Source organism: Clostridium fermenticellae, assembly GCF_003600355.1.
Classification (GTDB): Bacteria; Bacillota; Clostridia; order Clostridiales; family Clostridiaceae; genus Clostridium_AV; species Clostridium_AV fermenticellae.
In genome coordinates this window covers 1899827-1913864 of the sequence record NZ_CP032416.1, presented here as the reverse complement: position 1 = coordinate 1913864, position 14038 = coordinate 1899827, and the positions used below count along the sequence as shown (strand labels likewise).

General features: G+C 30.6%; 11 protein-coding genes. 9 read left to right on the top strand and 2 right to left on the bottom strand.

Annotation, left to right across the window (positions count from 1 at the left end; translation table 11 throughout):
- Positions 1-10: 10 nt before the first annotated feature.
- The 4 genes from D4Z93_RS08925 to D4Z93_RS08910 all read left to right on the top strand — a co-directional run bounded on the left by D4Z93_RS08925 (position 11) and on the right by D4Z93_RS08910 (position 5319).
- Positions 11-556, top strand: coding sequence for a 2-oxoacid:acceptor oxidoreductase family protein (locus D4Z93_RS08925; RefSeq protein ID WP_119972721.1), 546 nt, complete (start codon positions 11-13; stop codon positions 554-556).
- A 12-nt stretch (positions 557-568) separates the two neighbouring features.
- Complete coding sequence (gene buk, locus D4Z93_RS08920) at positions 569-1639, top strand: butyrate kinase (protein ID WP_119972720.1); 1071 nt, start codon at positions 569-571, stop codon at positions 1637-1639.
- A gap of 140 nt (positions 1640-1779) precedes the next feature.
- Positions 1780-2463, top strand: a complete 684-nt coding sequence (locus D4Z93_RS08915; RefSeq protein WP_119972717.1) for a Crp/Fnr family transcriptional regulator — start codon at positions 1780-1782, stop codon at positions 2461-2463.
- A gap of 318 nt (positions 2464-2781) precedes the next feature.
- Positions 2782-5319 carry a calcium-translocating P-type ATPase, PMCA-type gene (locus tag D4Z93_RS08910; protein ID WP_199798433.1) on the top strand — a complete coding sequence of 846 codons (2538 nt, stop codon included), beginning with the start codon at positions 2782-2784 and terminating at the stop codon, positions 5317-5319.
- 59 nt (positions 5320-5378) lie between these two features.
- Here D4Z93_RS08910 and D4Z93_RS08905 read toward each other — a convergent pair whose 3' ends face one another.
- Positions 5379-5786 (bottom strand): hypothetical protein, encoded by a 408-nt coding sequence (locus tag D4Z93_RS08905; RefSeq protein WP_119972711.1) that lies wholly within the window; start codon positions 5784-5786, stop codon positions 5379-5381.
- A 303-nt stretch (positions 5787-6089) separates the two neighbouring features.
- Here D4Z93_RS08905 and D4Z93_RS08900 point away from each other — a divergent pair, with 303 nt between their 5' ends.
- A complete protein-coding gene (locus D4Z93_RS08900; protein WP_119972709.1) occupies positions 6090-8393 on the top strand; it encodes an AAA family ATPase in 2304 nt (767 codons plus the stop codon).
- Between the two features lie 90 nt (positions 8394-8483).
- Here D4Z93_RS08900 and ychF read toward each other — a convergent pair whose 3' ends face one another.
- Positions 8484-9581: a redox-regulated ATPase YchF gene (ychF, locus tag D4Z93_RS08895; protein WP_119972707.1), complete on the bottom strand. Its 1098-nt coding sequence runs from the start codon at positions 9579-9581 to the stop codon at positions 8484-8486.
- A gap of 290 nt (positions 9582-9871) precedes the next feature.
- On the opposite strand from ychF, the gene mraZ reads away from it, so the two are divergent.
- From mraZ to D4Z93_RS08875, 4 genes are read left to right on the top strand one after another with little or no spacing between them, the layout of a single operon-like run.
- Positions 9872-10300 (top strand): division/cell wall cluster transcriptional repressor MraZ, encoded by a 429-nt coding sequence (gene mraZ / locus D4Z93_RS08890; RefSeq protein WP_119974284.1) that lies wholly within the window; start codon positions 9872-9874, stop codon positions 10298-10300.
- 14 nt (positions 10301-10314) lie between these two features.
- A complete protein-coding gene (gene rsmH / locus D4Z93_RS08885) occupies positions 10315-11244 on the top strand; it encodes a 16S rRNA (cytosine(1402)-N(4))-methyltransferase RsmH (protein WP_119972704.1) in 930 nt (309 codons plus the stop codon).
- Positions 11245-11271: 27 nt separating this feature from the next.
- The gene (locus D4Z93_RS08880; RefSeq protein WP_119972701.1) at positions 11272-11769 is read left to right on the top strand and encodes a hypothetical protein; all 498 of its coding nucleotides are present in this window, start codon (positions 11272-11274) and stop codon (positions 11767-11769) included.
- 48 nt (positions 11770-11817) lie between these two features.
- Positions 11818-14007, top strand: coding sequence for a stage V sporulation protein D (locus D4Z93_RS08875; RefSeq protein WP_119972698.1), 2190 nt, complete (start codon positions 11818-11820; stop codon positions 14005-14007).
- Positions 14008-14038: the final 31 nt, after the last annotated feature.

Below are 14038 nucleotides of genomic sequence, written 5' to 3'. Positions count from 1 at the left end.
GTTAAAGGATATGGAAACAAACTTGTGTGTTGCCGGATTTGGCGGACAGGGTGTTATGACACTTGGAAAATTTTTAGCATCTGCAACCTGTGATTCTACGGATAAAAATGTTACTTTCTTCCCATCATATGGAGCTGAGCAGCGTGGTGGTACAGCAAACTGCTTCGTTGTTATTTCGGACGAAATGATAGGAGCACCTTTAGGTGACATTATGGATGATTTGATTATTATGAATGAACCATCATTAGATAAATTTCTTGATACATTAAAAGAAGGCGGCAGACTTTTTATTAACAGTTCAATTGTTAAGAAAGAAATTATAAGGAAAGATATTAAAATCATTTCTGCGCCTGTAACAGAGCTTGCTCTTGAACTTGGGAATGCAAAAGTTCTTAATGTTATTATGCTTGGTGTATATGTAGGATTTACTGAGATTATTTCTCCTGAAATTGTTTGGAAAACAGTTGAACATAAACTTAGCAGAAAACCAAAATTACTTCCATTAAACAAACAAGCCTTTGAAAAAGGACTTGAAATTGGAAGGTCTCAGAAATAGGAGGCTTAGTAAATGAGTTATAAGATATTAGCAATTAATCCGGGATCTACTTCTACAAAAATAGCATTATATAAGGATGAAAAAGAAGTGTTTTGCAAAACATTGGACCATCTAGTTGAAGAAATTGAAAGATATGATAATGTTGCAGATCAATTTGATATGAGAAAAGATATTGTTCTTTCATTTTTAAAGAATAATGGGTATGAAGTTAAAGAATTAGATGCGGTTGTTGGAAGAGGTGGAATGGTACCAAAGGTAAAATCTGGAGCTTATAAAGTTAATGAGACAATGGTGGATAGACTAAAAAATAATCCAATAGTAGGGCATGCTTCAAATTTGGGAGCATTAATTGCTTATGAAATAGCAAATTCTATTGGAGTATCAGCTTATATATATGATTCTGTCAGAGTGGATGAATTAAAAGATATTGCCCGTATATCGGGTATGCCGGATATACCAAGAACAAGCACCAGTCATGCATTAAATACTAGAGCTATGGCAATGAAGGTTGCAAAAAAATATGGCAAAAAATATTCAGATATGAACTTTATTGTGGCTCACTTAGGTGGAGGAATATCAGTAAATGTCCATAGAAAAGGACAAATGGTAGATATAATGGCAGATGATGAAGGACCATTTTCACCTGAAAGGGCTGGAAGAGTTCCTTGCAATGCACTTATAGATCTTTGCTATTCAGGGAAATATGATAAAAAGACTATGAAGAAAAAACTAAGAGGAAATGGTGGATTAAAAGCTTATCTTAACACTGTTGATGCTAGAGAAGTTGAAAAAATGATTAAAAATGGGGATGAAAGAGCAAAACTTGTTTATGAAGCTATGGCATATCAAATTGCTAAAGGAATAGGAGAACTTTCAACAGTAGTAGAAGGTAAGGTAGATGTTATTGTTATTACAGGGGGCATAGCATATTCTGATATGATAACCAGATGGATTAAAAAGCGTGTTGAATTCATTGCACCGGTTGAAATTATGCCTGGTGAAAATGAAATGGAATCTTTAGCTTTAGGAATACTTAGAGTATTAAAGGGTGAAGAAGAAGCAAAGGAATATATTGAAGAATAAGATATGTCATATTAAGAATAAAATGTGTTATATTAAGAATAGGAGTTTATATTAAGAAATAAATAACTAAGTAATTGCGTTTTTAGATTACTAGTTATTTATTTTAATATAAACATATATTTTTAAAAGGTGATTTGTATATGGAGTTAGATAAAATAAAAAACATTTTTATATATGATTATATAAAGGATTATATAAATGAAATATCTATTGTGAATTATAAAAGACGACAATATATAACCCATTCTAGTGAAAATCTTGAAGAAATTTTTTTTATATTGGATGGAAATGTTAAAGTAGAATGTGTAACTAAATTTGGAAAAAGTTTTTTAGTAGATGAACTTTCTAAAAATGAATTCGTGGGAAAAATTAGTTATATGTATGAACAAAATTTATTTTGCGATATTATTGCTATAAGTGATGTTACATTATTAAAAATAGGCAAAGATACTTTTAAAAAGCTGGAAAAAGACCCTGAGTTTTTAAAAATCTTCTTATTTAAGACTAGTAGAAGAATATATTATATGTACAAGAAATTAATAATGAAGGACATGTTTAAACAAGAAGAAACATTTGCTTTTTACATCTTAAAAAATTCTGAAAACGGTATATTCAAGTTCAAAAGCATGTATAATCTTTGTAAAATTTTATCTGTAAGTAGGAAAAATTTATATAATATAATGAATAACTTTATAAGCAAAAATTATATAAGGAAAAATAAAAATTCACTTATTATTTTAAATAGAGACTATTTATACAAGCTATCCGCAGGTGTAAGAGAAGTTAATGAAATTAATGATTGTGATTTTAAATTAACACTATAAGGTGATTAAAAATAAATAGTATGGGGTTTGTAACTGAAAGCTTAACTTATGCTCCGGCCGGGATTTCCAAAATACGTCACGTAAAAAATTTCTAGTAAATCTAAGCTTGCATTCATAGTACCGGATTTTGGCAGCATCTCCCGGTGGATAGATTAACTTTTCATTTATAAACCCTATAATAAACTTGTATTATCAATTTTTATTCTTCAGCCGCATAATTTATGAATTATAGTTTTAATCATAATAATGTATTTGATAATCATATATTTACATTAGATTGTGAGTTTTAATCTATGATTTTTTGGAGGGATAGAATTGATAAACGAAAAAGAAATTCGTAGTGGACTTAGTCAAAAGGAAGCTGAGAGAAGATTACAAAAATATGGATCAAATACACTACAAAAAAAGAAAAAAATATCTCCAATTAAAATATTCATTTCACAGTTTAATGATTTCATAACTTGGGTACTTATTGCTGCAACTATTATATCTGGTTTTATGGGAGAAAAAGCAGATTGTATAACTATACTTATAATTGTGATTATGAATGCTATACTTGGATTTGTACAGGAATACAGAACAGAGAGATCACTTGAGGCATTAAAAAAGATGTCATCTCCAACAGCAAAAGTTATTAGAGATGGCTTTGTAAAAGTAATAAATACTGAAGAGCTTGTCATTGGTGATTTAGTTATAGTTGAAAGTGGTGATAGAGTGCCAGCAGATTGCATGCTTATAGAGGACAGCAATTTTATGGTAGATGAATCGATTTTAACTGGTGAGTCTGTTGGGGTAAATAAAAATTCGGGAGCTAAGGATAATCTTGTTTATATGGGTACTATAGCACTTACAGGTAAAGCAAAGGGAAGAATAGTGCAAACAGGTATGAAAACTGAAATGGGAAAAATAGCTGGTATGTTAGATAGTATAGAAAATGAAAGGTCCCCTCTAAAAGAAAAGCTGGCTTCACTTGGAAAAATACTTGTCGTAATATGTATAGCCATATGTGTTATTGTAACCTTGACTGGAATATGGAGAGGAGAAGACAAGTATCAGATGTTTCTGCTTGGAGTGAGTTTAGCTGTTGCAGCTATTCCAGAAGGACTTACAGCAATAGTGACAGTTGCCCTGGCACTCGGAGTATCAAGAATGTTAAAGAGAAATGCTTTAGTTAGAAAGCTCCCGGCGGTAGAAACTCTTGGGTGTACATCTATAATATGCAGTGATAAAACAGGAACACTTACTGAAAACAAAATGACGGTGAAAGCTATGTATTTTAATAGAAATATATATTATACAGATAAAGAAAGAGTTCCTGAAAATGCCCTACTTAAAAAAGCATTTGTTTATTGCAATGATTGTGATTACGATTTTAATCAGAAAGATATTTCAAAAGGACTATTTGGAGATCCCACTGAAACAGCACTTATAAAAGCTTATTTTAAGGATAATAAGTTATTAAAAAGTTTTCTTGAGAAATCTAGAAGGATATATGACAATCCGTTTGATTCAGATAGAAAAATGATGTCAGTAATAGTAAGAGAGAATAATAAAGATATTTGCTATGTTAAAGGTGCACCTGAAAGAGTAATTATGAAATGTAAATACATTTTGGATAATGGAGAGGTTAAATTGCTTACTTCTGAGTATAGGGAAAATGTAAGTAAGGCATTAGAAAATATGTCATTTAAAGCACTCAGGTGTATAGCTGGAGCATATAAGGAAAAGGGGATTGTTAAAGGAAAAAGTATGGAGGAAAATTTGATATTTTTGGGTATCGCAGGTATAATAGATCCTCCTAGGCGTGAAGCAAAAGATGCTGTACTTAAATGTAAAATGGCTGGTATAAAGCCTATAATGATAACAGGAGATCATAAGAATACTGCTTTTGCAATAGCTAAAGAACTTGACATATGCAGTGATACAACTCAGGTCATAACAGGGTCTGAACTTGATGATTTAACAGATAAGCAACTTTCAAATAAAATAGAACATATTTCTGTGTTTGCACGTGTAAATCCTGGACATAAGCTTAGAATTGTAAAAATACTTAAATCAAAAGGTAAGATTGTTGCAATGACTGGTGATGGTGTTAATGACGCACCGGCAGTAAAGGAAGCTGACATTGGAGTCGCTATGGGCATTTCTGGTACAGATGTCACTAAAGAAGCATCATCTATGATACTTTTGGATGACAATTTTTCCACTATAGTTTCTGCAGTAGAAGAAGGAAGAACAATCTATGATAATATAAGAAAATTTATAAGATATCTTCTTTCGTGTAATCTTGGAGAGGTATTGACTATGTTCTTAGCTTCTCTTATGTATTTGGATACACCTCTTCTTCCTATACAAATATTGTTAGTTAATCTTGCAACTGATGGACTTCCAGCAATGGCACTTGGAGTCGACCCAGCTGATGGAAATATAATGGAGAGTAAGCCAAGACCCAAAAGTGAGGGAATATTTGCAAGAGGTTTGAGCGAAAAAATAATAATAAGAGGTTCTTTAATAGGAATATGCACTATTTTAGCCTTTATAAGTGGAAAATTTTATAGATATGATTTAGATGTGTGTAGAACTCTTGCACTATGTACACTTATAATGTCACAGCTTATTCATGTATTTGAATGCAGATCTGAAAGGCACTCATTATTTGAAATTAATTTGTTTACAAATAAATATTTAATAGGAGCTGTTCTTGTATCTATAACAATGATTATGTGTGTACTATATATACCATTTATGCAGGGAGTATTCCATACAAGTCCTTTAAATATTGGACAATGGGTTATAGTAATATTTTTCTCTGGAATAATTGCCCTTATAAACAGCTTATATCTTTATTTTAAATAGTTATGAGGTCACAATATAAAATAAAGGTTTGATTTTTTATATCAAACCTTTATTTTATATTATTTTATTCTTTGTTGGATTCTTCTAACCTTTGGTTGTTTTCCTTCCATAGGAACTAGATCCTTTTTAGTTGTCATATTTCTTACGTTTATAAGTTCAATTTGTTCTCTATTCTCTTTTCCTCTTTTTCCTTTAAGACCTTGAGCTAATACTAGGTTACCCTGATTTATAGTAATAAAGTTTGGTTTTTTAAACCACTTTTTTCGTACATAAGAACACTTAACTATGGTTTTGCTTCTCTCAGGTCTTACGAGTAAGGTTACATTTAATTTATTGAATATCCACAAGATAGTTTTTCTGGTTATTTTTACGGATACAACAGTACCTTGAACCTGAGTAAGTCTATCCCCGTATTTTTTTAAATAGGATTTAGTATAATATTGCGAAATTTTTTCTTTAAAACTCATGTGTATAACTCCTTTTCGTTAATATTTATAAGAAATGCTGTGATTTTAGCATATTTTCCATGAAGAAAATTTAAGTATATTATAGCATAGTATTAGTTTTTTTAAAATATGTTAACCAATATAGATTGTTTAAGTAAATTTTAGCATTTATTAATTTATCAATATTAATAAATATCTTTCCCGAAATTTATTAATAGATACTCTATAAAATTATGTTCCAGACTGCAAGTATATTTAAAAAATTGTTCCTAAAAATTGTTTTTACGAATATTATTATAGTAAGCAGTGAAAGGAGGATGATATATGAGTAGAGAATTAGATCCTCGAAAAGTTATTTATGATTTCAAATTTGATAATATAAATATTAGAGGACGGATTAATGATACTCCTGAGTATTACGATGTATATAAAAAGATAAAAACAGCGTTAGAAATAGATAAGGATGGGTATAATGTTTATCTTATAGATGAATTCTCTGAAGGTGATCTTAATAAAATTAAGAAGTTTGTAAAAGACAATTTGAAGCATAAGGGTAAACCTAAAGATATATGTTATGTCATATGTAAAGACGAGAAACATCCTAAAGTTTTATCACTGCCGGGCGGTAAAGGAAAAGTATTAGAAAAGACAGTTGAAGATATAAAGAATTTGTATTTTGATAGTACTTATGAATTCTACAATAATACTTCGGTAAAAGAAAAGGAAGATATACTTGATAAACTTGATAAAAGAAAAAATGATCTTATAGATGAGCTTTTAAAAATCTCTAAAGCCTATGGATTTGTGATGAAATCAACTGTGACTGGATTTACTTTTGTTCCTGTAAAAGAAGATGGATCTATGATGAGTGAAAAAGAATATAGTGCACTTGAGAAAGATGAAAAAGAATATATACTTGACAAAATAAGCAAATTAAAAGATAGTGCACACAATATATTAAATGAATTAAAGGAAATGGAAGTATCTGAAATTGATAAGATAAAGAATATATTAAATAAGTATTATAAGGATAAAACTATAGATATAAAATCAAATTATAATAATGAATTTGTTGAAGAATATGATGTTATAGAATATTTAAATGACATGTGCAGTGATATAGAGGAAAATATAAAAAATATATATTCGATAAGTTATGATGACGACAAGGAAATTATAAATAAGATTATAGGCAAATATGTGATAAACATACTTGTTGATAATAGTCAAACAAGCTTTCCACCTGTAATATTTGAAGATGATCCAAGTATAGGTAATCTGATAGGAAGTATAGAATATGAAAATAAAAATGGAACTTATATTACAAATGTGAATTTAATAAAAGCAGGGTCATTCTTAAAGGCTAATGGAGGATGTCTTATTATAAGAGCAAGTAGTCTCTTAAATAATGTAAATGCCTATTATTATTTGAAAAAAACCTTTTTAAGTGGGAAGGTGGACTTAAATTACAATAGAGGTTATCTTGAATTATTGTCCTTAAATGGGTTAAAGCCTGAGTCAATAAGTTTTAATGAAACTGTAATATTAATAGGTGATTATAGAACCTATGATTTACTTTATTCATATGATGAGGATTTTAGAAAAATATTTAAAATAAGAGCCGAGAGAAGAAAGGTTTTAAATATAGATGATGAAACCAAAAAATGTTTCATAGCTAAAACTTATAATATATGTAAGGATAATAATATTAATACACTTACGGATGGAGCTATAAAGGAACTTGCTAAGTATTTATCCAGAAAGGCGGAAGATAGAAACAAGATTTATATGAGTGGTTGTGAAATAGGGAATTTGCTCATACTTGCAAACAATAGATCATTTAAAAGTAATAGAGAAAAAATAGAGAGAAAGGATATAATAGATGTAGCATACAAGAATGAATTAATAGAAGAACAGGTATATGAAAACTATAAGGAGAAAAAGATATTAATAAATGTTGAAGGCAAGGTAGCAGGTCAGATCAATGGTCTTTCTATAATCGATACAGGTTATGTAACCTTTGGAAGACCTATAAGAATAACATGTTCATGTTACAAGGGAGATGGAAATATAATTGATGTCCAGAGAGATGCAAATTTAAGTGGAGATATTCATAGTAAGGCCATAAATATATTGAAAGGATATCTTAATTTTCTTATAGGTGGATATGAAAAGATACCTGTAGATTTCCATCTTAGTTTTGAACAGGTTTATGGAAAAGTTGATGGAGATAGTGCTTCTGTTGCAGAAATAATATCTATAATTTCTGCATTGAACAAATTTGGAATAAACCAAAATATAGCTGTTACAGGATCTATAAATCAGCTCGGTGAAATTCAAGCTATAGGAGGAGTAAATCAAAAAATAGAGGGATTCTTCAATATATGTAAAGTTTTACGAGGTATTGATGGGAAAGGAGTTTTGATTCCTGAATCAAATATAGATAATTTGGTTTTGAAAAGTGATGTTGAAAGAGAAATAGCCAGAGGAAGATTTCATATCTATACTATGTCAAATTTAAAAGATGCAGTTGAAGTTCTTATGGACAGAGATTACGATACTGTAATTCGCGAAAGCAAGAAGGAACTTAAGAAATATTCGAAAAAACAGGGAACGGTTAGAAATTAAGGACATAATTGTAATTTGGTGCGGTAATTTGGTTTGAAAATAAATCAGAGTCAAATATTATATATATTTGACTCTTGGTTAAACTAGAAATTACACATTAAATCTAAAGTGTGAAATGTCTCCATCCTGCATTATATAATCTTTGCCTTCAAGCCTATAAAATCCCTTTTCTTTTGCTGCTGCTTCAGATCCACATTCTATTAATTTATCATATGATATTATTTCTGCGCGAATAAAGCCTTTTTCTATATCAGTATGTACTTTACCAGCTGCTTTTGGCGCTTTAGTACCTTTCTTAATAGTCCAAGCTCTTACCTCATCTGATCCAACAGTGATGAAGCTCATAAGACCTAGAAGTTTATAACTTGAATTTATAAGTTTATTGAGACCGGCTTCTTTAAGCCCATAGTCTTCAAGCATTTCTTGTTTTTCATCATCATCTAGCGAAGAAAGTTCTTCTTCTATTTTTGCGGAGATGACAATTACTTCAGAATTTTCTATTTTTGCAAATTCTCTTACTCTCTTTACGAAATCATTTTCAGTATTTCCTGATATTAAGTCGTCTTCTGATATATTGGCTACATATAATACAGGCTTGGTTGTGAGTAAGAAATATCCTTTTACGAGTTCATCTTCGTCCTCACTAAGATCAAGTGTTCTTACGGGTTTACCATCTTCTAAATGTTTTTTGATTTTTAACATTAATTCGTATTCAAATTTTGCTTCCTTGATTCCACCGTGGGCGAGTTTGGCTATTTTTTCAATTTTTCTGTCCATTACTTCGATATCCGAGAATATAAGTTCAAGATTTATAGTTTCAATGTCACGAATAGGATCTATTGAACCATCAACATGGACTATGTTTGGATCTTCAAAGCATCTAACCACATGTACTATCGCTTCAACTTCTCTTATGTGTGATAAAAACTTATTTCCAAGGCCTTCACCTTTGCTTGCTCCTTTAACCAAACCAGCTATGTCGTAAAATTCTATTGATGTATATATCTTCTTTTTCGGATTATACATTTTTTCTAATACATCTAATCTATTATCTGGCACGCTTACTACCCCAACATTTGGCTCTATTGTGCAAAATGGATAGTTTGCAGATTCGGCTCCTGCTTTGGTTATAGCGTTAAATAAAGTACTTTTACCTACATTAGGTAATCCTACTATTCCAAGTTTCATATATGTACATTCCTTTCTTTTGCAAAATTAAAGCAAAATTTATTAAAAGTTCTATTAAATTATACTCTAGGCGACTAGTAATTTCAATATACGATATATTCTAAAAATATATAACAATTGTAAATTATATACTAAAACTTTATCGACAAGATACGATAATTTAATATGCTTAAATAAAATTTTAAAAAGTATTAACATAAAGAAGGAATTTTTATGTTAAAATAGAATATGTAAATCTAGTGGTTAAAAGTGGAGTAAAGTGGAGCAAAATAACAATAGGAGTTTTAAATATGTTTATAGGAGAATATGAGCATGCACTAGACAGTAAAAAGAGAATGATAGTTCCGGTTAAATTCAGAGAGGGACTTGGAAGCAAATTTATATTAACCAAAGGATTAGATGGATGCTTGTATGCTTATACCTTGAATGAGTGGGAAAATTTAGAACTCAAGTTAAAAACTCTTCCTCTTACTAATAAAAATGCGAGAGCATTTGTAAGATTCTTTTTTTCAGGAGCGAATGAACTTGAAATGGATAAACAGAGCAGAATAGTAATACCACAAAATTTACTTGATTATGCAGTTATTAAAAAAGAAGTAGTAAGTATAGGTGTATCAAGCAGGGTTGAAATATGGAGCAAGGAAAAATGGAAGCAATATAATGATTCTAATATAGATTTTGATGAATTAGCAGAACAGATGAGTAAGCTTGGAATATAGTTTGGGAGGAAATTATGAAATTTAAACATGTACCAGTATTGTTGGAAGAAACTATAGAATCACTTAATATAAATAAAAATGGTATATACGTTGATTGTACTATTGGAGGAGGAGGTCATTCATATGAAATAGCTAAAAGGCTTTCAGAAGATGGAAAACTTATAGGAATAGATCAAGATACCTGTGCATTAAAAGCAGCATCAGAAAGATTAAGGCAATTTAATAATATTACATATGTTCATGATAACTTTTACAATATAGATGAAATATTAAATAGACTTGATATAGAAAAGATTGATGGAATTATGATGGACTTAGGAGTATCCTCTTATCAGCTTGATGAAGGTGATAGGGGATTCAGTTATATGAAGGATGCTCCATTAGATATGAGGATGAATAGAGATAATAAATTTTCTGCATATGATGTAATAAATACATATAGTGAAAAAAGGCTCTTTGATGTTATTAAAGATTATGGTGAAGAAAAGTTCGCAAGGAGAATAACTCAAAGGATAATAGAGAAGAGAGAAAAAGAATCTATAAAGACTACGGGAGAATTGGTAGAGATTATAAAAAAATCAATACCTAAGAAATTTCAGACAAAAGGACATCCGGCGAAGAAGACATTTCAAGCTATAAGAATAGAGGTCAATAAAGAACTTGATATATTAAATAAAGCAATTAGTGATAGTGTCAAGTTTCTAAATAAAGGCGGAAGACTTAGTATTATAACATTTCATTCTTTAGAGGATAGGAAGGTAAAAGTTAAATTTAAAGAATTAGAAAATCCATGTACTTGTCCACCTGATTTTCCGATATGTGTATGTGGGAAAAAGCCTTTGATTAAAATTATTACTAAGAAACCAATTGAACCATCAAATGATGAAAAAGAAAGTAATTCAAGAAGTAAAAGTGCAAAACTTAGAGTGGCTCAAAGAATCTAGTTCTAAAATTTATAAGAGGTGAATAGAGTGATAGTGGTGAATAAAGATACTGATACCATACATGGAAACACTGTTTTAAAGCCAGAAGAAATACCAGATTATAATAAAGATTATTTAGAAAATAATAAAGAAAAAATACTAAAAAGAAAAAAGTTAAAGCAGAAACGAGTAAAAAATAAAGTTAAAACATTGAGAAACATCATATGCATATTTGTAGTAGGTCTAGTACTTATTGGTAGATACTGTAACATCTATAATATGCAGATGCAGCTAAATGCTATAGATAGTAACATAAACAAATTGGTAAGTGAAAATGAACAACTAAAGGTGAATTTAGTTCAATATAATAATATTCAATATATAGAGAGTACGGCGGTAAATAGGTTACATATGGTATTTCCAGATAAGAAGTCGGCAGTATATATGGATTTAGATAAAAAAAATATAAATACAACACCTAAAAAAGAAACTAAAGGAATCAATGGACAAAATTTATGGAATAAACTTGTGAAAAATTTGTATTAGTATATAGATATTTATTTTATCTAAGCAATGCTTTTGGAGGTAAAATTTTTGGCTAAAAGAGAATATAGAGATAAAGTTATTGTAAGAAAAAGAATGGTAGTTATCTTTTGTTTTCTTTTATTATTATTGTGTGGTCTCATAGGAAGAATGATATATGTAATGGTATATCAATCACCTAAACTAAAATCAATAGCAATCGCGCAGTGGACAAGCGAGGTAAAAATAGATGCTAAGCGGGGAAAGATATTGGATAGAAATGGACATGAACTTGCAGTAAGTGCAAATGTCTATAGAATTGATCTGGATATGAATACTTTAAGACAGACAATGAAAGAAAAAAATTTGTCTCAAGATAAAGTCGCATCTGAACTAGCATCCGCGCTATCTATGGATAAAGCTGAGGTATCTAAAAAATTAAGTAAAACTCTCCCGGGAGGACTTCCGCTTGCTTCTTTAAATTTAAAGAGAAGAGTAGATAAAGAGCAAGCTGACAATGTTAGAAATTTAAATTTGAAGGGTATTTTAGTATCGGCTGATACTAAAAGATATTATCCTAATAATAATTTCCTGGCTCAGGTTTTAGGTCATACTAATTCGGATGGAAATGGGCTTACAGGAGTTGAGCTTTATTATAATAAGCAACTTTCTGGTACACCAGGAGTTAGGATTTCTGAAACAGACAGGAAGAGTGAAGGGCTTCCATATACGATTTCGGATTATACAAAACCTGTAGATGGAAAAAATGTAGTTCTTACTATAGATGAAATGATTCAGGGATTTTGTGAAAAAATTGCAACTCAGGCTATGAATGACAATAAGGCTAAAGCGGTTAGTATAATAGTAATGAACCCTAAAAATGGTGAAATACTTGCTATGGTAAATAAGCCAGATTATAATCCAAATGATCCGTGGATTAAAGGAAAACCTTATGATGAACTTCAAAAGATGTGGAGAAATAGGACAGTTAGTGATACATTTGAACCGGGTTCGATATTTAAAGTAATAACGGCTTCAACAGCTCTTGAAGAAGGAATAGTAAATCAGAATACCAAGTTTTCATGTAATGGACGCATAATTATAGGCAATAGAACAATACATTGCTGGAAGAGTTCAGGACATGGGACTCAAAGTTTTGCTGATATACTTAAAAATTCTTGCAATGTCGGATTTGCCGAGCTTGGAAAGATGATCGGAAAGGAAACATTAAATAAATATATACAGAAATTTGGATTCGGACAAAAAACAGGTATAGATCTTCCTGGCGAAGCTAAAGGCATAATCAAGAAAACACAAAATATAACTGATATTGATCTTGCAACCATTTCGTTTGGCCAGGCAAATACGGTTTCGGCAATTCAGTATCTAACTGCGGTTAATGCAGTAGCAAATGGAGGAACTCTTATAACACCGCATGTAATGAAGGAGATAACTCATTATGATGATTTGACAAAAGAGAATGTGATAGATCAGACATTTGATGTTTCGGGAAACAACAGTAGAAAAATATTGGATTCAAGTAAGATGGCTGAATTAAGAGGATATCTTGAAAACGTAGTTATAGCAGGTGGAGGAAAAAACGCTTTTATAGAGGGATATCATATAGCCGGGAAAACGGGAACTGCACAAAAAGCCGGGGTTGGAGGTTATCAAGCCGGGAAATATGTATCTTCATTTGTTGGAATGGCACCAGCAAATGATCCAAAAGTGACGGTTTTGCTGTCTATAGATGAGCCGGATCCATCCAATTATTACGCTGCACAAACTGCAGCTCCTGCAGCTAAACTGGTTTTCAATGATATATTCAATTATATGGGTATAAAAGGTGATAAAACTCAGGAAGAAACAGAGAAAAGTATGCTTAAGGATGTAGTTATTCCTGATGTCAGGGGAATGAAGAAGGAAGATGCTCAAAAATTATTAAAGGATGCTAAGTTAAACACTGAACTTGATAATAATGGTGAGTATATAGTAGATATGAATCCCAAACCTGGATATACAGTCAAGGAAGGAGATAAAATTATACTTTACACAGGAAGCGCAGAAAACTATAATAAAGTAGTAGCTGTTCCTGATATAACTGGATTAAGTCCGGAGAAGGCTGTTGAAGTATTTCAGAGTGTAGGATTAAAGGCGAACTTTGAAGGAGAAGGTATAGTATCAGATCAGAGTGTTGAACCAGGAAAACAGGTAAAAAAAGGGACGACAATAGATGTTACGGCAGATCCTGCTTGTGATTAATTCAAAATATACAGATAAATCTTCTGTTTAA

What these genes read in the sequence shown, in the direction of transcription:
- D4Z93_RS08925 (WP_119972721.1), top strand. Translation starts at nt 11, where the DNA reads ATGGAAACAAACTTGTGTGTTGCCGGATTTGGCGGACAGGGTGTTATG.
- buk (WP_119972720.1), top strand. Translation starts at nt 569, where the DNA reads ATGAGTTATAAGATATTAGCAATTAATCCGGGATCTACTTCTACAAAA.
- D4Z93_RS08915 (WP_119972717.1), top strand. Translation starts at nt 1,780, where the DNA reads ATGGAGTTAGATAAAATAAAAAACATTTTTATATATGATTATATAAAG.
- D4Z93_RS08905 (WP_119972711.1), bottom strand. Translation starts at nt 5,786, where the DNA reads ATGAGTTTTAAAGAAAAAATTTCGCAATATTATACTAAATCCTATTTA.
- D4Z93_RS08900 (WP_119972709.1), top strand. Translation starts at nt 6,090, where the DNA reads ATGAGTAGAGAATTAGATCCTCGAAAAGTTATTTATGATTTCAAATTT.
- ychF (WP_119972707.1), bottom strand. Translation starts at nt 9,581, where the DNA reads ATGAAACTTGGAATAGTAGGATTACCTAATGTAGGTAAAAGTACTTTA.
- mraZ (WP_119974284.1), top strand. Translation starts at nt 9,872, where the DNA reads ATGTTTATAGGAGAATATGAGCATGCACTAGACAGTAAAAAGAGAATG.
- rsmH (WP_119972704.1), top strand. Translation starts at nt 10,315, where the DNA reads ATGAAATTTAAACATGTACCAGTATTGTTGGAAGAAACTATAGAATCA.